Genomic DNA, 19,896 nt, shown 5'->3' on the forward strand with positions numbered 1-19,896 from the left:
CACTATGAATTGGACGAAGGCCGAACGTTATCGTTCACTCCGTGACGTGAGCGCCCTCGAGATGGAGGTGCTCCGTGCAAAGACGGCCGCATCCCCGTGGCGGTTTGGGTACCATATCCAGCCGCCGACGGGCCTCCTCAATGACCCGAACGGCTTCGCATATTACGATGGAGAGTACCATCTATTCTATCAATGGTTCCCGCTCGGGCCAGTTCACGGTCTCAAACATTGGTATCATGTCAGTTCGAAAGATCTTGTCCATTGGACCGACCGCGGGGTGGCGTTAGTCCCTGAAACGAAAGAAGATTCCCATGGTGCCTATTCAGGAAGTGGTTTCGTTGTGGACGACACCCTTCACGTGATGTATACAGGGAATCATCGTACGGACGATTGGACGCGTCACGCCTCGCAAATCATCGGTGTACTGCGTGAAGGGATGATCGAGCGGCGCAACGTGGCCATCCCGGATATTCCGGCCGGTTACACGGAACATTTCCGCGATCCGAAAGTATGGGAAGAAGATGGATCATATTATGCGATTGTCGGTGCACAGCGAACGGATGAGACAGGATGTGTCGTCTTATATCGTTCGACCGACTTGAATGAATGGACGTTTTTAGGTGAAGTGAAGACGGGGCTCGAGCGGTTCGGTTACATGTGGGAATGTCCTGACGTGTTTGAACTGAATGGAAGGCATGTCCTCATTTTTTCTCCGCAAGGGATTGAGCCTGAAGGTCATCGCTATCACAACATCTATCAATCTGGATACGTCACAGGCACTCTTGATTTAGAGACGCTCGTCTTCACGCACGAGTCGTTTGAAGAGCTCGACTTCGGTTTCGACTTTTACGCTCCACAAACGACGGAGCATGACGGGCGTCGTATTCTAGTCGGTTGGATGGGCCTACCGGAAATCGAATATCCGACAGACCGGTACGGCTGGGCACATGCGTTAACACTGCCACGTGAACTATCAGTGGAAGATGGTGTATTGAAACAACGACCTGTCCCAGAAATGAAGCAACTACGACAAGACCAGTTTATTAAAGAATCGAGTACGCTGATCGACATGGTCACTCCTGAACGTTATGAATTGGAACTGTCGACTTCTGGGGAAGACTTCAAACTTGAACTGTTGAAGACAGAAGATGAGTCGCTTGTGATTCGATACGAGAAAGAAACATCCGAATTGACCATCGACCGGACGAATGCAGGTGAACCGTTCGCAACCGAGTTCGGGACGACTCGGACCAAGGTGATCAACGTCACATCCCTTCGGCTGTATGTCGACTCATCGAGTGTCGAGTGTTTCGTCAACGACGGTGATGCTGTGGCAACCCTTCGCGTCTTCCCATGTGATGGTGAGAAACGGGTTCGCTACGTCGGAGACGGGGCAAGTTTAGTCGGTTGGAAATTTGAATGAATGTAAAAGCTGAGCGTTTGCTCGGCTTTTTAATTTTTCCAAATGTTGAAACCGTTTCGATTGGATCTACGTATAGATGAAGAGAAGAGAGAGGTGAGAGAATGAATAAAATGATGAAGTGGGTTGATGCGATTCGAACGATTACCGCACCATTTGGAGATCCGATTGGAGAGATTGAGAATGAAGAAGTTGAACGCGTGATGGTGGCGGAGTCGACGGTGCGCGGAATAATGAATCCAGAAGTGAAGTTAGAGTTTCATGAATTAAGCCAGGTGCGGGTGTTCGCGGAAATGCTACGTAGTTCAGAAGAAATCGAGGACATCGAAATTGAAGTGGTACCCGATTTTGATCTCTTGCTGCAATTTAAAGGTGGCGATCAAGAACGATATCAGCTGTGGCTCGGTCAACCGAACCGTCCGAGTTTCATCACGCATCTTGAGCGAACGGATGTTTTCTGGCGACTACCGGAACATACGACGAATCAATTGATTGATGCCCTCGGGTTAGATACGTAAAAAAGCACCTCTTTTTGAGATGCTTACGAGTTGAATCGGATAAACCGTTCGATTTGTCGCTCTGATTTTCTTGCTTGTCGTCCGACCCAAATCAAGTGGCCGGGACTGTTCAGGATTGTTAACTGAGCATGCGGGATCAATCGCTTCGCGTAATGCGCATGACGAACGGGGACGGCCTTGTCATTTTTTGAATGGACGATGTAGGTCGGGCAGGTGACACCGAGTAAGACCTCACTTGAGACACTTTGTTTTAAATCGAACTGTGCGCCAAGTCCAAACGCCATCTGATTCGCGACACGTTTTAGGAGAAAGATGTCGTAGGGTGACACCTCTTCTCGAATCGTCTCGAGTGCCAACACACTCGTCGATTGAATCATACGGGCCGTCGCTTCGAATGGATGTTTTTGAATGGCACGAGCGATGAACTGTTTCATGATGTATTGAAGTGCGATAAATGCGGGTTGGACGACATTTCGGCTGACCGTGTCCCGATACGGGAAATCAACGACACTCGTCACGGCGGCAGCGAGGGTCAAACTAAGGACACACTGATTCTGTGAAGCGAGCTCGATCGCGGTCGGTCCTCCGGCAGAGATGCCATAGACATGATATCGATCAATATCTAGCATTTGCATCAAGTGAGAGAGTCGGGATGCAAACAATTGAGGAGATGCTGAAAAAGAGTATGGTGTTTCTCCATATCCGGGTCTAGATGGGACAATGACCCGGAAACCGGATAAAACGAGTTGGTCCACATGGTATGGTTCTAAACTCGATGACTGGGTCCCATGGATCAGTACGATGACGGGACCGTGACCGCGGTCTATATATTCGATTTTTGAGCCGTCGACGTGTGCATAATATTTCAACTTAGATGGCGCCTCCTTAAACGTTTTGTAATGGAAAATACCTTTATTTCGTGGAAATAAAATGATAATGTCTGTTTATACATAATTTAGACAGAGAGACGAAAGGGGATAGAACCGTGAATAACCGAGAGCGGTTACTTGAAGTTCGACGTTTCTTCGAACGTTACACGGACGAAGCGAATCCAAAGACACTAGAAGATTTGCTCGAGTACTTGTCAACGATAGGAGATACTTCTAAGTTAGCAAAAAAATCGGTGAAAGACGATATCCAGGCACTGAATAATTCGGGGTTTGAAGTGCAGGATGAATTGGAGAAGAATGGTCTCGCTAAAAAGTATTGGCATTCGGCCCGCTTATTTGAGATTCATGAACTCCGGATGATGGTCGATGCGATTGTCGCAGCGAAATTTATCTCGGAAGACGTGACCGAGGAAATTGTAGAGAAACTTCAAATGCTGACGAGTATCCCTGAAGCGAAGACGCTACAATCGATCATCAAGACGCCGAAGAAAAAACACGGACACATTCCTTACCATATCGATCGTATCCAACGGGCCATTCATGAACGAAAAGCTATCTCGTTCCAATATACAGACGTCGTCGGATTTGATGTGACGAAACGAACGTTCCCGCTCCGCCGTGACGGAGAGCGATACGTCGTTAATCCAATCGATTTGCATTGGAATCACGAGCAGTACTACTTGATCGGGATCGACGAATCAATCGGAGAGGTGCGGAACTACCGGGTTGACCGCATCGTCAATTCGGAGATTGTGGAAGATGGCACCATTCGTCCGAAGCATCATTTACCTGATGATTACTATCAAAAATCATTCAATATGTATAACGGATCTGATGAACAAATCGTTTTGTCCGTCGACGAACGCGTTCTCCCGGTCATCTTTGACAAGTTAGGGGAAGACGTTTCTGTTTCTGAACATGGAGAACGATTCCTCATCCGTTTCGATGCGGCCGTTTCTGACGGATTTATTTACTGGTTGCTATCTTTGGGTTCACAAGTAGAAGTGGTTGAACCACTCACGCTTCGTGATCATATGAAAGCAACGATTGAGAAGATGGCAATTACTTATGAACATACAAGCATTCATTCCTCCATCGAGTAAGCAGATGTGCTATACTGCTTGCGACACTAGATGAAGGGGGACAGGCGGATGTTGAATTGGATGCCATTGATCATTCCGATTGTCGCTGTCATTTTCGTAACGATCGTCGCAAGACGCGCCATGAAAATGGATAAAGAGAACTAATAGGAAGAGACATCGTCCAGGATTGGGAGATGTCTCTTTCGCTATGGAGGTAGAACGTGGATACGATTACACATACGTTATTCGGTTTGACGTTATATGGTGCAGCCGATAAGCGTGATTTACAACAACATGAAAAACGAGCCTTATTCGTCACGACACTCGTCGGGAGCCAAATCCCTGACAGTGATGTAATTTCACGGCTATGGGACACGGAAGGCATGTATCAGATGTGGCATCGCGGCATCACTCACTCGATCTTCCTCGTTCCACTCTTTGCACTGCTCATCTACATACTGGTTCGCCTTCTCTTTCGAGTGACGGACATCCGCTATTTTTGGTGGGCATTATTGTCTGTCTTCGTACACAATACATCCGATTTGTTCAATGCATGGGGGACAGGGTATTTCGAACCGATCTCGGACGTGAGGATCACATTCGGTGTGATCCCGATTGTCGATTTTGTCTATTGGGGAATCTTCTTGGTCGCCTGGCTCGTCGCACGTAAACAAGAAGTCCGTTATAAGACGTATCGGTATGCATGGACTGCCCTCGTTCTTTATGTCGCGCTTCAAAGTGCGCAGGGCGCCTATTTATATCAGTCTTATTCAAAGGAATATGACGAAGTGGCGCTCTCGGCTTCATTTATCCCGACTCAGTTCACGGTCATTACGAAGACTGACGAGGACGTATCGCTCTTTCAAGATTCGATATATCAAGAAGCGACCTTGCAATACGAATTGACGAGTGCCGAAAAGGCGAGTCTTGAACCATTGTTTGAAGCGAATCATGAGGCGCGCACATTGACCAAATGGTCGCCGTTCGTCGTCATCGTAGCAAACGAAGAACGGCTCGGCGTCTTTGACCCGCGGTTTTATGATGGCGAATCCTCATTTTTATATGAATACATCGAAAGGTAGGACAACGGATGGGACGTATACGTTATCTCTTTATCTTCGCTTACGAACAGGCACTTAGTTGTATCTTTCCGGTCGCCATCTTCGGAGCGCTTGCCGTCACAAAGTTTGTAGAGTTACCACTCCCACGATATGACGTTTTACTCATCTGGTGTTTGTTCGTTCAAGTCGTCCTTGTGAAGACGGGGCTCGAAACGATGGAAGAAGTGAAGGTCATCAGCTGGTTCCATGTCATCGGTCTTGGACTTGAATTATTCAAGGTGCAGATGGGGTCATGGAGTTATCCGGATGAGGCGTTCACAAAAGTGTGGGGCGTCCCGCTCTATGCCGGATTTATGTATGCGAGCGTTGGTAGTTACGTCGTCCAGGCATGGCGTCGTCTCGATTTACGATTTACGAAGATGCCGCACCCAATCATCGCCTTCGGACTTGGCATCGCCATTTACTTCAACTTTTTTTGGCACCATGTTTGGTTAGACCTACGGTGGCTGTTGATCGTATTCATCTTTTTGGCGTTCGGTCGCTCGGTTGTCTCGTATAAACTCGACGATCGACGATTTGAGATGCCGGTCGTCCTGTCATTCTTCTTGATTGCCTGCTTTATCTGGCTCGCTGAAAATATTGTCACGTTCTACAACGGCTGGGCGTATCCGGACCAATTGAACGGTTGGGCCATCGTTGATTTAGGAAAACTGTCGTCCTGGTTCCTACTCGTCATCATCAGTATCCTCCTTGTCGCTTGGCAAAAGCGAAAATTGGAGTATGAATTACCTTAAACTCGACATGTGTCGAGTTTTTTTTGTGAGGGGACACGAATCCTTTTTTGAAGAAAGTCGTATTGTAAAACGAGGTGATTCGGTTGTTGGAAATTGTACTTACTTGGTTGATTGGATTATTGTGTCTAGGATCTCTTGTCATCTATTGGAGAGAGTGGCGAAAGACTCGGAATCGAGTCAAACTAGGACAAGCTTGTCTCGCAATGTTTTGTTCGTTTCTTGTACTTGGAATGGCAGGCATGGAAACGTACGACCGCATGACGACGAATCACATCGTCGAGACGGGAGAATGTTATGTCGTCGATGACCGATCATCGAAGGGCTCATCGAACGTGACGCTATGGTTCGGAGAGCGGTCATACGGCTTCAAGGAAATTCCGGACGTTGCATATGGTCCAGGATATGTGTTTACGTGTCGCGCAATAATGACAAAGCAGATGCAATCAGGAATCGATTATGAGTTGCGATCACTTGACGGTGAGCTATTATATTCAACTCGTTCAGATGATTGATTGCGTGAAACTCAAAAACAAAACGTGTTCAAAGCTAATTTTATAGCTTCGAACACGTTTTACTATGATTGACTCCTGTACGTATGCCATAAAAGCAACATCATGACGATAAAACCCAGTCCTCCGACTAAATTGGTTATGAACAAGATGTGCTGAGACGATAAGAGACGGAGTATGGCCTGCCATATCAAAGACAGTGAAATTACGACAAAAATGAAAACACCAAATGGATTAGCGAGAATCGCAATAAGTTTATGATTCATGTCATTCACTAAATGACCGGAATTTCTTGAACGCCATACCGATCATTTCGATTCCTTCATCTTGTTTCGTTTTCTCTCTAAAAAGATCGGAAGGATATTCAAAAAGATTGCCGCAACCGTCAAGAACCATAGCGCACGCGACATACCGGGTACGACATCTGTTATGGCACCCCAGTCCTTAGCTTCGACCCACATGTTGAGCAAGCTATATTCGGCGCATAACGTGAGAGCAACTAATGATAGGGCAATCGCCATCGGCAGCTTATAGTCCTTCTCCATCATAAATACGGTCAAATTGATGAGCGTCGCCCCGATCGCCGCCAATCCAAAAATAAACCACATCCTTTAACCCCCTAAATATTTCTATCTATACATTGTATCATACAAATTAACCCAGATAAATTTCAGAAAATTGTTTCTATTTACATAATAAATATGCTAGAATCAGTGGAAAGTGTCTTTGGATATTATTCCCTTTAGAAAATGAACAATCAACCGGACATCCTTTCACACTTTTGATTGAGAGATTTGCATTCAAAAGGAGATAGAACTATGACGTATATTGCTCGGAAATCAGTTCATCTGATAATCGCATTTTTCATCTTGATTGCGATTAGTGCGCTACCGTCGCTCGTCGTTCAGACGGATTTTAGTCTGACGAATTATTGGAACGGCATTCAACAACAGATGGACCAATTACAGAAACTAGAGGACATTACATATTACAACATCACCGCGCAACGTTACTTGCCACTCTTGCCGGCACTTGGACCGCTCGTCAAAGAATCGGTCATCATTTTTACCACGGCACTCGCGGTATCGACCTCGCTAGGATTATTGTATGCGTACTTCTACTATCGGAGCGGGAGACGCGTTCGTACCGTTTTACACCAAACGAGTCAGACGCTCGAGATGGTACCAGATTTATTCTGGTTAATTTTTTCTCAATTTCTTGCGATTACAATCCATAAATCGACAGGGTTCGATCGCATTGAAGTTGCCGGAGGATTCGCAGAGTATATACGGTTTCTCCCAATCGTCACATTGACGCTGACGACATTATTCTTCTTTATCAAATGGTTGACAATTCATATTCATGAACAAGAAGCTATTCCGTATCTCGAACTCGCACAAGCGAAAGGGATTCGACCGAGTGGACTGTTTTGGAAACACTTATTACCAAATATCATCTATCGGTTTTACCTCTTTTTCCGTTCGAACATCATTACCATCTTATCGACACTTTTGATTGTCGAATACTTATTTAACGTTCAAGGGTTATTTCGATTCGCCGTCTACAACCCGCAGATGGAAATCTTACTGGTTATCTTATTCGTCATCTATATCCCGATTTTTCTATTGGATTTACTGATTGAATGGATTATTCCGAATGCATGGAAAGGAGGGATTTGATGCGCCGAGTATTAATACGTGACCCGATTTTCATCTTCTGCTTTGTTATCGTAGCGGGGCTATTGTTGATGAGTTTTGGAAATACCGTGTTTCGTGATGGGAATGTTGATCAAACCCTCATGCTCTACTCTGATGAAGGGAGACTCATTGGAATACCACCATTAGAACCGTCAAAATATCAATGGCTCGGGACGGACAATGCTGGATATGATTTATTCCAAATGCTCGTGGAAGGATTTAAGTGGACCGTTGGCATCTGTGCGCTCGTCGCATTCGGACGGATGGTCATCGGTCTATTGATTGGCATCCCTCTTGCTTTCAGGGGAGCTCGCTTAAATCAATTCTTTAAAACGCTATTGGACGGCTTTTTGATTCTGCCGATATCATTGATCGCATTGATGATGTTGGTAGGAACACTGACCTTCTATGATTCGACACAGGTGCCTCCATTATGGGATCGAGTAAAGATTGAACTAATCGTCTTAGTCGTTCTCGGATTACCTGCCGTCACGTTATATCTCATCACAGAGATTCGACAATTGCTTCAACAAGAGTTCATGATCGTGGCTCAGACACTTGGTGGCAGTGTCTGGCACCGTGTGAGATTGCATCTATTCCCACATCTCGTTCCAACCCTCGTAATCGTCTTCATGCAACAGTTTGTCCAAACGCTCATGTTGCTTATTCATCTCTCGCTGTTTGGGATTTTCTTCGGAGGAACGGTCATGTTACATGAAGGGATCATGCCGACCGTCTATGAATGGTCTTCGATGTTCGGGTATTATTTCAGACAGTTCACCGCGATGACGTGGATGACGAATCACTTGTTTCTCGTTCCGGCCATGTCACTTGCTGCGCTCATCTTTATCTTCAACTTGTTGACGAGTCGCCTCGAGCGAGCATTTAAACTCAGACGTCAAGAACCCGTGGTGACCGAGGTAAGTCTAGCAGAATCCGAAGCGGCAGCTGCTTCTCTTTCGAATCCATTCACCCCCGTTGATTCAACCATGTCATTAAGGAAGGAACCGGATGATATCGTATGATATGATCCGGTTTTTCTATGTCGAATGGACTGAACTGTCTTGTTTGAGGGAAAGTGTATAACAGCTTAAGGTGACAATTGATGAATGGAGTGAATCAATATGAAAGCTGTGATTTGTACCGCGTATGGGCCACCTGAAGTACTTGTCATTCAAGAAGTGAATCAACCGAAGCCGAAAAGCAATGAGTTGCTGGTTCGAGTCCATGCATCGGCCGTCCACTCGGGAGATCGACGCCTCCGAGCACTAGACGTCCCTCCATTGGGGAGACTTCCCATGCGAATGGTTGTTGGGTTCAAGGCGCCACGTCAACCGATTCTCGGTGTCGTGTTGGCAGGTATCGTCGTGGAAACAGGCAACAGTGTGAAAAACTTTCAGGTCGGAGACAACGTCTATGCTCTAACTGGGATGCGGTTTGGCGGATATGCAGAATTCGCTTGTGTGAACGAATCGAAATGTGTGTTTCAGATGCCCACGCATGCCAGCTTTATCGAGGCGGCTGCTCTACCGTTCGGAGGTACGACGTCGTTACATTTTTTGCGGAAGGCACGTATCGACCGGGCGAATAACGTTCTCATTTATGGTGGCACAGGTGCTGTCGGTTCGACTGCCGTACAGATTGCGAAGCATTACGGCGTGCATGTCACAGCAGTTTGCCACGAGCGAAACGTTGAACTTGTGAAGCGACTTGGGGCTGATGTGGTCGTCGATTACACGAAAGAGGGGTACGATCTTGAATTAAATACGTATGATGTGGTCTTTGATGCCTCAGGGAAAATCGATAAACGATTAGCGAAAGCCCATGTGAGCGATAACGGGGCCTTCAGTTCTGTCGCGGGGCAAGGACCAGCCAGTGAACGTAAAGAGGATTTGATATTTTTGAACGAATTGTTTGAGTCAGGAGCATTGCAACCCGTCATTGATACGGTATATCCACTCGATAAGATTGTCGAAGCGCACCGATATGTGGACCAAGGGAAAAAGGTTGGAAATGTGATGGTGAGCATTAATGCAGAATAAATTAAATGATAGTATAAAGAGAAGTATCAAATTCTTGCTTTATCGTGGGGTTTGGTCGACAACCTCACTTACATATGAATGGATTCACCAACTAGACAAATCATGAGAGCGGGCGAATAGTCATGAATATATTGATTGGGCAACCGAAGATAGAGCGAAATCTCGAGCAACTGAAGCGAGAGATTGAGTCGAACCCGACGGTGGACTTGATTCTCTATCCAGAGGGATATTGTACATATACAGAATTAGATGGGCTAAGTGACTTAGCGATCAAATTCAACACATCGATTGTTTTAGGGTATCGAGATGACACGAATAAAGATCGGGTCCTCATCATAAACAAGCAAGGTGACACGTTGTTAACGCGACGGAAAACACCAGAGAATGAGCTCTTGTTCATGCCATCAAGTGTCACGGATGGAGCGGAAGAATACGGTTATTTACTTTGCAGGGAGATTTTTATGGGGTGTGAGGGCTTGAAAACGCATGAGCATCTGTCGATCATATTCAATCCAATCGGAGTCGGGATGTTTAGTGAGGAGCAATTCATGGAGTGGTCGGAAGAAGCGAGAAAAATTGCGATGGAACGAAAAGCGATGATCATCGGAACGAGTCATGCAGATGGGTCGTATCGAAATTGTGGAATCTCCATTCCGATCGCATATTGCTTCGATGAAAAGGGGGAAGAGGTGTTTCTATCGAAAAATGATACGAGAACGCGAGTGCTAGAGACTGATTCAAGGGTTACAATATTCGTCTAATAAACTGTGACATCCTTAAATAAAAATGAATTATATATAGCGATTTTTTATTTCACATACTGTATTTTAAACAATAATTTGAAAATATAAGGAGGCTTTTATGAGAATCACAGAAGCCACACTCTACACGAACCGACTTGCCGAAATGAAACGTTTCTATACGGAACGACTTGGATTATCAGTCAGTGAAGAAGACCTGACCAGTTTTCGAATCAATCTAGGTGAAGATGCGTTGGTATTTCAAGAGGCTAAAACGGAGCAAGAGCGACAATACCATTTCGCTATCAATATTCCGGCTAATCGATTCAAAGAAGCGAAAGAATGGCTGATGTCACGTGTCCCGCTTTTAACTGAAGACGGGGAGGACGAAATCTATTTTGAAGGAATCGATGCATCATCGCTTTATTTTTACGATACGGACGAGAATGTCGTCGAGTTGATTGCTCGACATTCGATTAATCCAGAAAGTAACATCGAGTCCTTTTCGTTGAATGAATTTCTTGGAATTGGCGAGATGAGTTTGACTGTGGAAGATCCGCTACATGTCGCACAAGAACTTTCAAACATCGAGATCCACCGCCGAGACGGTAACCCAATCGATGAGCGTCATCTGAACTTTTTAGGCGCACCGAATAGCGAGACATACATTTTATTAGTTCCTCCAGGTCGTGTGTGGCTGTTTTCACCAAAACTGTCGATTCCGAGTCCAATTCAGATGGTACTTGATCAACGATACATCGTCGAAATGGATGAGAAACACGAGATTCATATTCACTCCATCAAAAAATGAGTTCACAATTGAACTCATTTTTTAGTCTTTAGATTCGACATACCGATGAATTTCTTCTAATCGTATGACTGCGTTCTCCAAGTTCACCTCAAACGATTGGTCTGAGCATTCAACAGTGAGCGAATCACCGTTCTGACGTGAATAATCTAGTAGTAGTGGTCTGATTCGTTCGTGTACAATTTGTGCATTTTCGATTGAAGTTCGAGGGAAAATCATGGCGAATGTGTCTTGCGCAACCCGATACTTCTTGTCCGTTCGTCGAGTCGCTTCGTGAAGTTCGTCACTAAAATAGTATAAGAACCATTCATATTCGGATGAACCATACTGTTTTTCAAAATGATCGAGAATGGGCAGTGTGATGAATGACACCACGAACGTTTCACCGTGGCGAATCAACCGATCCCGTTCAGCCTCTATATCCATCAAAAAACGATCACGGTTATCAAAACCGGTCTCTGGGTCGACCGCAATTAACTGACTGACTCTCGCTTCCGCAACCTTTAGTGCAAACTGGGCATGAAACAGCTTGACTTGGAGCCAGTAAGACAACCCCGTCAAAATCGCTAATAGTAATAAAATATATAGTTGCGCAGTAGCGGCAGTCTCATACACAGGCATCGTGATTAAAAAGTAAGCAGCGAATCCTAACAGAATGAGTACACCAGACGCTCGGTGAATGAGCAAAGTTGAAAGATAAAGAATCGGAATACAGATCATCCACCAAACGGGTAGATGATTCAGGATCAGCACAGAGGAAAGTAGAATACTACATGTCAACGATACAACGATGAGTGCGATTAGTTGTATGGACATCGTTGTCCAGTGTCTCATAGGTATCCTCCTCTTAAAAGAAATAAATTGCAATGATAACACTATTATCCATTTTCCGAAATAGTGATTGTTCAAACCGATTTGAACACTTGATTCATTATAAGTGATTCACTCTATTTTAAAAGGCTTATTTTTGAAAAGACGTGAATGTTTGCGAACACTTCTTTAGAAAAAGAAGTACGAATGATTGGTGTATAATGGAAAAAGAGGTGATAGCATGAATCGAAAACATATATTGCTCGTCGGAGGGACGGGGATGTTGGCAGGACTCGCATCTTATCTGGCAATCGAACATAATGTCACGGTCATTGGACGAAATAAAGAAAAAATGGCAAGCGTCGTACAAAGAAATCCTGAAACGTGTCATCCGCTGATTGTTGATTATTGCGATGAGGAACTACTTTCAAACGCACTACAGAGTGCAGTGCAAAAAAACGGTCCATTTGATCGAGTCATCGCGTGGGTGCACCGAGGCTCAGGGAAAGCGATGCAACTCATTTTGAATCATTCGGAAACTGCAGAGGTGATACATATTTTAGGTAGCCGGGCGAATCCGGAATATGAGAAGGCGTGTCTATGTCTCAATGAACAACAGCTGTATCGGCAAGTCCAATTAGGTGAAATGCATAAGTTGGCATCTGTCCGTTGGTTGACACACGACGAGATTGTGAAAGGTGTTCACGATGCTATGCAGAACCAAGACGACTATCGATTGATTGGTACACGAAAGGATGACTTAAATGTTCACTCGAGAAACGATTAGCGAATGGATGGAGAAGCACCATGTATCAAATTTAGATTTGGCAACTATCACTGAAAGAAGGGAGTTGTCCGCATTTCAATTGGGAGACGTCTCTTATGAAGGCAGGATGTTCGCCGCCTGTTCGATTAGTAAATTTGTAACGGTGATTCTCATTTTGAAGCTCGTTGAAGATCAGAAGTTAAATTTAGACTCGGAAATCAATGATTATTTCTCTTCCTTCACGTTGAATGATGAAAATGGGATTCCTTCACAAATCACGATACGACAGCTCATCCAACATGAGGCTGGCATAATCGATTTGCCTGATCAGTTCGGGACGATGGAACAATGTACAGAGATCCCTTCGATGGAAGAGATAATATTGGGTAACACACCTTATTATGAGCGACCGGTGTTTATCCAGTCACAGGAAGTTGGGACGTTCCACTATTCAGATTCAGGTTACTGTTTACTCCAACATGCGATTGAGCAATGTATGTCTTCTACATTTGAAAAAATCATGACTGAATACATCTTTGCACCGCTGGATATGAACTCAAGTTCGTATGATTTAGAGAGGATAGAGAAGTATGGCGTTATCGGGATTGAACCAAACGGGTCAGTCGTCTCTCCAAAGTCATGCTATTATCCTTACCCTGCAGCGAGTGGTCTTTGGACAACGGCTTCCGATTTAGCGACGCTCGTCAACGCAATTACGACAGAAGGTTTCTTGAGTAAGGAGTCAAAAAGGGTTTTATTCACACCTTCATCTACAAATGCCGAAGTAGGACATGGTCTATTTGTAAATCCGAAAGAGCCGAGTAAAGGATTTTCATTCGGTTGGGGAATCGGGTTTCAAAGCATACTCGTGATGGAGAAAGATTCTCCAAAAAGTTTCATTTGTTTATCAAATCGGAATGAAGGGGTTCATCAAATCGAAGGATTGATCGGACAGCTACTAAGGACATACACATAACGTATTATAAGGAGGGCTACACGTTGGCTAGACACTATTCTACTGGAGAAGTCGCGAGAAAACTGAACGTGTCAGTGCGTACGCTTCGATACTATGACCAAATCAATTTGGTCACTCCATCGTATACAAACGATGTACAGAAACGATTTTATAGTGACGACGAAATGTTTCGCCTTCAAAAAATCATGCTTTTAAAATCGATGGCCGTGCCGCTTGATGAGATTCGGAGAATCTTAGATGAGCAATCACTTACAAGCATCTTGTCCGCACATCTGTCCTCGTTAGAAGGAAAGATAGAGGAATTGAAGCAGGCCAGAAACCATACTGTCACACTCCTTCAATCCATGAAGCTTGAAAATGAAAAAATCGATTGGACGAAACTACAAACTATTCAAGCTAAATCAAATGACCGGGGACAATGGACGGACTATTTTTCGGAAGAAGAGTCTGATTCATTGAAAGCAAGCTTACCTAAATTAGAAGACGGTGAGCATGATACGAAAAAGTGGATCAACTTGATTCGGAGAATTGAAATTTTATTGGAACGTGGGGTCGCCCCTTCCTCAAAAGAAGCTCAAATTCTTAAAGAAGATTTGACATGGTTAACAGACGAGACATTTGGACAAGATCAACAATTGATTGAATCATTTTGGATGATTCGAAAATCAACTGATGCATCGAATGAATTAGGACTGTATCCAATCGATGCATCGATTCTTGCCTATATTGATTCACTATATCAAGAGTGATTCCCTCACGCCAATGCAGTCAATAGAACGGCTAGCCCATTAAAGGTTCCATGGATGAGCATGCTGGAATAGATAGAGTTGGTCCGTTCATATACCCAAGCGAATACTAGTCCCGATACAAAATTGACGAGTAACGTATTTGTCGTTGGTAAATGAGCAAGAGTGAATATTCCAGCACTTATGATCATCCCGATCCAAACCCCAAATCGTTCTTGAAAGAAGCGGTATAAGAACCCACGATAAAAGATTTCTTCATAGATTGGTGATATGATGGCCGCCGATCCAAACGCAATTAGTATGGAGATAATCGACAAGTCACTTTGCAAACTCTCTGTTTTTGTATTCGACGTACCGATGCCGAAATATGATTGGACTACGACGATGATGATACTGAGTACAATTAACACAATTGTCCATAGAAAGATCATCCCCGAGTCTTTCCATGAGATGCGGCGAAGTCCTAACGTTTCGAGCGATAAGGTCCGAGGACGTATCGCGACGAGATAGAGGACGGTCATAAATATTATGGCTAATAACAGGCCGATACTTGTTCCTGAATAGAAGGTGTTTCCCCATGACCGCTCTAAAAAGTTGTGTAAGTGGTGCTCGATAAGTAGGGGTGTCACTCCGAATAGAAGAACCATCGTAATTGCGAATTGGTTCCATGTCCAAATGGGAGATATTTTCTTTTGCATTTGATTCAACATCATATTTCCTCCTTATGTGGTTGTAGCCCCATCATATCGGGTGACGTAACGTCACCTGCAAGCAGAAAAATGAAAAAGGAGTATTAAGACTATGGAACAATGGATTGGATCAGCTGCTTTATGCATCAACGAAGAGAAGGAAGTCCTACTCGTAAAGAATCGTGACATACAACAATGGAGTTTGCCATCAGGTGGTCTAGAAGACGGAGAAACTCCGGAACAGTGTTGTCGGCGCGAAGTGTTAGAAGAGACGGGCTATCGCATTTCTGTTGATCAACGACTACATATCAAACGAGCCATCATATCAAACTTTCAGGTCGAGACACATTATTTCTTGGCAACGTGTGAAGAGCGGGTCGAGACCGCTATGATTGATTCGGTTATCGAGGAAGTCAATTGGTGGTCGCTTCAAGAGTTAGAACGATTAGACCATGCGTTTCCAGAGGATCTTGAAATGATTCGAAGGTGGCTAATATGAATAAATTCATTGAAGTCAAAGGGTATGATGTTGAATATCGTTTATTCGGTTCCGGGGAACGACTGATCGTTGTCATGACAGGTATGGGAGGTTCATTCGAAGAGTGGGTTTCTCTTTCCGAGCAATTAAGTGAGTCGTATAAAGTATTACTTTATCATCGTTCCGGTTATGGTGAGAGTGAGATGAATAGGCGTTCGAGTAGAACGTCATCTCATCTTTTAGAATGTACTGAATTATTGAATACCCTTCAGCTACATCAACCGATTCTAATAGTCGGTCATTCTTACGGAGGTTTGTGCGCGCAACACATGGCCAAAGTTTTTCCGAATAGAGTAGGAGGCGTCGTACTCGTCGATTCTACTTCCCATGATTTTTCTATATTAGACGACATAGAAACCCCGGTGATGGACCGTCAATATTCAGATGACGATTGGCGAACGATGTGCCATTCCTATGCAATCCTTTCAAAAGAAGAACTAGTGAAAGTTCATCAACCAGAACTTTCACTTGAGCAACAAGGCTTATCATCAGATGCACGTGCACGTCTTAAACGATTTTATCAATCTCCTCAATTGTATAAAACGATGTTGGAAGAAGAATCGTTCTGGCGTGATGACGCCGCGATCATCAAACAAATGGGCACCTTTTCATCAATCCCGTTAATTGTCATCGGTCGAGATTCTGTAGCGATGATTCAGGAAGGAATAAATGGAGGGTTGCCTGAGGCTGAAATTCGATTGCTAGAAGAGACGTGGCATGATCTGATCCATCAACAGTTGAGATTATCAAATCAATCGGAACTCATCATCGCGGAAAATGCAGGACACCAAATTCATTTACAACGACCAGACACAATCATCGAAGCGATTCATCGAATCGAACAAGCCGGTCGCATAAAAACGACCGGCTCATGACTTATGAAACTTCTTCGATTTGATTGTGATTGAAATACTCCCGTTTCGAACGGTCGCGCATGACATGTATGGTGTAACAACCAACAAGGAAGAAGATAATCGAGAATGCGAGATAGACCGGGCGAATCCCAATCATTTCGGCAAGAAGTCCAATCCCAAATGTGAGTAGGATGACGAGTAGCGACTCTGCCACATTGATAGCGCCAGAGAACCGACCCATGATTTCGACAGGAACATGGTGTTGATAGAATGACAAAAAACCGGTATTGGCAAAGGCAAGCGCGAATGTCAGGACAAAAAATCCAACCGAGGCCATCATGAATGACGATGAACTTGCGAAAAGAAGATAGCCGACTGGTGTCATGATCGCCCCGAATCCAATACAAAACGATAAGGACAAGCGGTGACTCCATCTTGAATTGATGAGTGATCCAAAGATAATCCCAATCCCAGCGATACTGACGAGAAAGCCATATCGGTTCTCAGACAAGTGAAGGACTTGGGTCGCGAATGACGCCTCCAACGAATCGAGTCCAGACATGAAGATGGTCATGACACAGAACAATCCATAAATGAGCGTCACGTATTTGGCATTTGATGCAAATCGTACGACCATTTTCCAATCCTCGATAATTATTCTTACAGAGAATGGTTCAATCGACGCTTCTGTTCGATGATGAGACCGAAGGCGCGACAACATACCGACCGAGACGATGAGTGCGAACGCGTTCACGAAAATCGCAAATGTTGGGCTCCCGACTAGAAAGAGTAGTCCGGCAATCGTCGGACCTAGAATAAACCCGGATGACTGTACAAAGTTCTTCATCGCATTGAACTTTTGTCGGTTCGAGGCAGGTACGAGTTGCGTCATGTAGACCAGGCTCGATGATTCGAATAACGAGCTCATCACATTGAGAAGAAAGACGATCCCGTAGATGAGCCACAGTGAATCAATCCAGCCTAAGCTGAATACGAGGAACGCACGCAGACCATCCAGTAACATCATCAGTCGTCTCGTATCGACCCGATCAATCAGGCTACCTGACCAAAGATTCGAGACGAGCGAGGCGAGCGGGGCTAATACATAGAGAATCGAGACGGCGAAAGGGGATCCAGTCATCTCTAGGATAATCAAGTTGAGCGCAATGAAGTATATCCAGGCACCAAGGTTTGAGATTCCGACACTAACGAGCAGTAGCGCAGAGGTTTTTCGAAACGAATTCAAGTCAATCACTCCTTCTATTTTTGATCACTTTCGGAACGCAAAAAAATCCCACCCCCAAGAACGAATTCTTGGGGACGAGATTCTCATCGTGGTGCCACCCCTGTTCGTCCGCACGTCACCATACGAACCTTGTTCGGTACTGCCGAATGAATCGGACTATACCTCAACTCTATAACGGGAGTTCCCGTCGCCACATCTCTCGGGGTGAGTTCCATAGCGCTGCTCAGAGGCTTGTTTCGATCAACGTTCTTTACTCCTTTTCACCAGACGGAGCTCTCTACGAAAGATTCATTGATGTACTGTTCTCTTCATCGCGTTTGTCAGATCATTTTTAAAAGGATAGCACATTGTGAAAAATATTGGAAACGTTTCTGGTAAAAAGATGCATATCTTCTTCAAGGTACTAAACTATGGTTGTCATCTAGGAAGCTCGGTCCATTTCTGAAGGTTGACACTTATCCAGTTCTTTCAAGATTGAACGATAGAAGAAGATTGCCAATATACCAAAGCAAATATAAGTGATGGCCGTCCAACTAGGTGACAAGACATCATAAGTCGAGACGCTGATTGCGCCGATGAGAAGCGCACCTCGGTAGCGGAAACCGTTCGCGGCCAAGTATTGACTGCGGAGGTGGTCTTCGATGAGTCGAGCTAGCATGGCTTGGTGGATGGGGACATATAGCAGTTCTCCAAACGTGAAACAAGCCGTAGCGAGCACTAACATTGAAAGATTATGTGAAACCGGTAAAATGGCGAATCCAAGACTGAACAGTGTGACACCCGTGTAAAGTAACGCATGTTCAGAGATAGATTTGGTCCAACGCATCAACACAAGACCGAGCAGTAACACGAGAATCGTATTCTCCGCTCGAAGCAGTCCGAGAATCTTCGTCCCATCTAGTGAAAAATGAAAGAACGGGACAGCGTGTAACGTTTCAGCAAAGTGAATCGCTAAGTAATGAGTTAGTTGCAACTCTAATGACAATGTCAAAATCCCTGCGACAAGGTATTTCAAAAAGAGTTGGTTCCTCATGACCGTCTGGTATCCTGTCCATACATTAGTAGTCTTCTGTCCTTTACGCGGTAAAGGGTTATAGTTGTCTTCGAGTTTGATGAAAATCAGGAAGACACATCCGAATGAAAGAATGGCTGCCGATACTAACAAGTAGAAGAGATGCTGTTCGAAGAAGAAGCCGCCGATTAGGCTACCGATGACGATGGACCCGTTCATCAGCCAGTAACTGAGTGTATACAAATATTTTCGCTGCTCGGGTCGGCTATCATCGATTAAGATGGCTTCGTTTGCTGGCGTGATGGCACTACTCAAGAGATTACTAAAAAAGAAGAAGATAAATAATAAGGTGGCACTGTCAATTACATGAGAACCTGCGATTGCCATTCCGATATAACATGCGAAACGTAGTATTTCTCCGATGAAGAGAATTCGTTTTCTTCCGTAACGATCGGACAGTTGGCCTCCAAAGAGACTTGCGATGAATGAGGCAATCATCGTCAAGACAATGAGCGGTCCGGTCTCCGTCGCACCGAACTGGCGAACGAAATAAATCGTCAAAAAAGGAAATACGGCGGTTTGAGTCAGCTTTTGAAAGAAGTTCAAGCCAAGTCTAACTTTTAGGTTAGGATGAAGCGATTGAAACATGTGAATCACCATCTTTTCATAAGGTCAGTGAAGTGGCCACTTGACTGTTA

At 44.6% G+C, this 19,896-nt stretch carries 22 protein-coding genes and 1 other annotated feature; of the genes, 16 read left to right on the forward strand and 6 right to left on the reverse strand.

Annotated elements, in window-relative coordinates; translation table 11 throughout:
* Positions 1-4 precede the first annotated feature (4 nt).
* Positions 5-1,423 carry a glycoside hydrolase family 32 protein gene (locus tag Q9R25_RS03615; RefSeq protein ID WP_311282803.1) on the forward strand — a complete coding sequence of 473 codons (1,419 nt, stop codon included), beginning with the start codon at positions 5-7 and terminating at the stop codon, positions 1,421-1,423.
* 101 nt (positions 1,424-1,524) lie between these two features.
* On the forward strand, positions 1,525-1,938 hold the full coding sequence (locus Q9R25_RS03620; RefSeq protein WP_311282804.1) for a YhfM domain-containing protein: 414 nt from the start codon (positions 1,525-1,527) through the stop codon (positions 1,936-1,938).
* Positions 1,939-1,961: 23 nt separating this feature from the next.
* Here the strand turns inward: Q9R25_RS03620 and Q9R25_RS03625 are convergent, their stop codons facing one another.
* Positions 1,962-2,807: an alpha/beta fold hydrolase gene (locus Q9R25_RS03625; protein ID WP_214690945.1), complete on the reverse strand. Its 846-nt coding sequence runs from the start codon at positions 2,805-2,807 to the stop codon at positions 1,962-1,964.
* A 116-nt stretch (positions 2,808-2,923) separates the two neighbouring features.
* Here Q9R25_RS03625 and Q9R25_RS03630 point away from each other — a divergent pair, with 116 nt between their 5' ends.
* From Q9R25_RS03630 to Q9R25_RS03645, 4 genes are all read left to right on the forward strand, one after another.
* Complete coding sequence (locus Q9R25_RS03630; RefSeq protein ID WP_214781035.1) at positions 2,924-3,931, forward strand: helix-turn-helix transcriptional regulator; 1,008 nt, start codon at positions 2,924-2,926, stop codon at positions 3,929-3,931.
* Positions 3,932-4,131: 200 nt separating this feature from the next.
* Positions 4,132-4,992: a metal-dependent hydrolase gene (locus tag Q9R25_RS03635; protein WP_311282805.1), complete on the forward strand. Its 861-nt coding sequence runs from the start codon at positions 4,132-4,134 to the stop codon at positions 4,990-4,992.
* An 8-nt stretch (positions 4,993-5,000) separates the two neighbouring features.
* Complete coding sequence (locus Q9R25_RS03640; RefSeq protein WP_311282806.1) at positions 5,001-5,765, forward strand: DUF817 domain-containing protein; 765 nt, start codon at positions 5,001-5,003, stop codon at positions 5,763-5,765.
* Positions 5,766-5,851: 86 nt separating this feature from the next.
* Positions 5,852-6,277 (forward strand): hypothetical protein, encoded by a 426-nt coding sequence (locus Q9R25_RS03645; RefSeq protein ID WP_074037059.1) that lies wholly within the window; start codon positions 5,852-5,854, stop codon positions 6,275-6,277.
* Between the two features lie 305 nt (positions 6,278-6,582).
* Here Q9R25_RS03645 and Q9R25_RS03650 read toward each other — a convergent pair whose 3' ends face one another.
* Positions 6,583-6,882, reverse strand: a complete 300-nt coding sequence (locus tag Q9R25_RS03650; protein WP_269317983.1) for a hypothetical protein — start codon at positions 6,880-6,882, stop codon at positions 6,583-6,585.
* A 210-nt stretch (positions 6,883-7,092) separates the two neighbouring features.
* Here Q9R25_RS03650 and Q9R25_RS03655 point away from each other — a divergent pair, with 210 nt between their 5' ends.
* The 5 genes from Q9R25_RS03655 (at position 7,093) to Q9R25_RS03675 (ending at position 11,564) form a co-directional block, all read left to right on the forward strand.
* Positions 7,093-7,953 (forward strand): ABC transporter permease subunit, encoded by an 861-nt coding sequence (locus Q9R25_RS03655; RefSeq protein ID WP_311282807.1) that lies wholly within the window; start codon positions 7,093-7,095, stop codon positions 7,951-7,953.
* Positions 7,953-8,996 (forward strand): ABC transporter permease, encoded by a 1,044-nt coding sequence (locus Q9R25_RS03660; RefSeq protein WP_311282808.1) that lies wholly within the window; start codon positions 7,953-7,955, stop codon positions 8,994-8,996. The genes Q9R25_RS03655 and Q9R25_RS03660 overlap by 1 nt, the downstream gene beginning before the upstream one ends.
* A 99-nt stretch (positions 8,997-9,095) precedes the next feature.
* Positions 9,096-10,013 (forward strand): NAD(P)-dependent alcohol dehydrogenase, encoded by a 918-nt coding sequence (locus Q9R25_RS03665; RefSeq protein ID WP_311282809.1) that lies wholly within the window; start codon positions 9,096-9,098, stop codon positions 10,011-10,013.
* A 122-nt stretch (positions 10,014-10,135) separates the two neighbouring features.
* Positions 10,136-10,774 (forward strand): hypothetical protein, encoded by a 639-nt coding sequence (locus Q9R25_RS03670; protein WP_214781050.1) that lies wholly within the window; start codon positions 10,136-10,138, stop codon positions 10,772-10,774.
* A gap of 100 nt (positions 10,775-10,874) precedes the next feature.
* Positions 10,875-11,564 (forward strand): glyoxalase, encoded by a 690-nt coding sequence (locus tag Q9R25_RS03675; RefSeq protein ID WP_311282810.1) that lies wholly within the window; start codon positions 10,875-10,877, stop codon positions 11,562-11,564.
* A gap of 21 nt (positions 11,565-11,585) precedes the next feature.
* Here the strand turns inward: Q9R25_RS03675 and Q9R25_RS03680 are convergent, their stop codons facing one another.
* Entirely contained in the window at positions 11,586-12,395 is an 810-nt protein-coding gene (locus Q9R25_RS03680; RefSeq protein ID WP_074037051.1) for a GGDEF domain-containing protein, read from the reverse strand.
* Positions 12,396-12,612: 217 nt separating this feature from the next.
* Here Q9R25_RS03680 and Q9R25_RS03685 point away from each other — a divergent pair, with 217 nt between their 5' ends.
* Genes Q9R25_RS03685 through Q9R25_RS03695 form a run of 3 tightly spaced genes read left to right on the forward strand, consistent with a single transcriptional unit; the run spans position 12,613 to position 14,862 of the window.
* Positions 12,613-13,158: a Rossmann-fold NAD(P)-binding domain-containing protein gene (locus Q9R25_RS03685; RefSeq protein ID WP_311282811.1), complete on the forward strand. Its 546-nt coding sequence runs from the start codon at positions 12,613-12,615 to the stop codon at positions 13,156-13,158.
* Complete coding sequence (locus Q9R25_RS03690; protein WP_311282812.1) at positions 13,136-14,113, forward strand: serine hydrolase domain-containing protein; 978 nt, start codon at positions 13,136-13,138, stop codon at positions 14,111-14,113. Before Q9R25_RS03685 ends, Q9R25_RS03690 begins: the two co-directional genes overlap by 23 nt.
* 23 nt (positions 14,114-14,136) lie before the next feature.
* The gene (locus Q9R25_RS03695) at positions 14,137-14,862 is read left to right on the forward strand and encodes a MerR family transcriptional regulator (protein ID WP_215243962.1); all 726 of its coding nucleotides are present in this window, start codon (positions 14,137-14,139) and stop codon (positions 14,860-14,862) included.
* A gap of 5 nt (positions 14,863-14,867) precedes the next feature.
* Here Q9R25_RS03695 and Q9R25_RS03700 read toward each other — a convergent pair whose 3' ends face one another.
* Positions 14,868-15,569 (reverse strand): CPBP family intramembrane glutamic endopeptidase, encoded by a 702-nt coding sequence (locus Q9R25_RS03700; protein ID WP_215243961.1) that lies wholly within the window; start codon positions 15,567-15,569, stop codon positions 14,868-14,870.
* A gap of 91 nt (positions 15,570-15,660) precedes the next feature.
* On the opposite strand from Q9R25_RS03700, the gene Q9R25_RS03705 reads away from it, so the two are divergent.
* A complete protein-coding gene (locus Q9R25_RS03705) occupies positions 15,661-16,047 on the forward strand; it encodes an NUDIX hydrolase (protein ID WP_215243960.1) in 387 nt (128 codons plus the stop codon).
* Positions 16,044-16,961, forward strand: coding sequence for an alpha/beta fold hydrolase (locus Q9R25_RS03710; RefSeq protein ID WP_215243959.1), 918 nt, complete (start codon positions 16,044-16,046; stop codon positions 16,959-16,961). The genes Q9R25_RS03705 and Q9R25_RS03710 overlap by 4 nt, the downstream gene beginning before the upstream one ends.
* A gap of 1 nt (position 16,962) precedes the next feature.
* Here the strand turns inward: Q9R25_RS03710 and Q9R25_RS03715 are convergent, their stop codons facing one another.
* Positions 16,963-18,186, reverse strand: coding sequence for an MFS transporter (locus Q9R25_RS03715; protein WP_311282813.1), 1,224 nt, complete (start codon positions 18,184-18,186; stop codon positions 16,963-16,965).
* A gap of 67 nt (positions 18,187-18,253) precedes the next feature.
* Positions 18,254-18,507 (reverse strand) — a binding site (T-box leader).
* 100 nt (positions 18,508-18,607) lie between these two features.
* On the reverse strand, positions 18,608-19,846 hold the full coding sequence (locus Q9R25_RS03720) for an MDR family MFS transporter (RefSeq protein ID WP_215243957.1): 1,239 nt from the start codon (positions 19,844-19,846) through the stop codon (positions 18,608-18,610).
* Positions 19,847-19,896 lie beyond the last annotated feature (50 nt).

It is taken from the genome of Exiguobacterium sp. BG5(2022), from assembly GCF_031844365.1.
Lineage (GTDB): Bacteria > Bacillota > Bacilli > Exiguobacteriales > Exiguobacteriaceae > Exiguobacterium > Exiguobacterium profundum.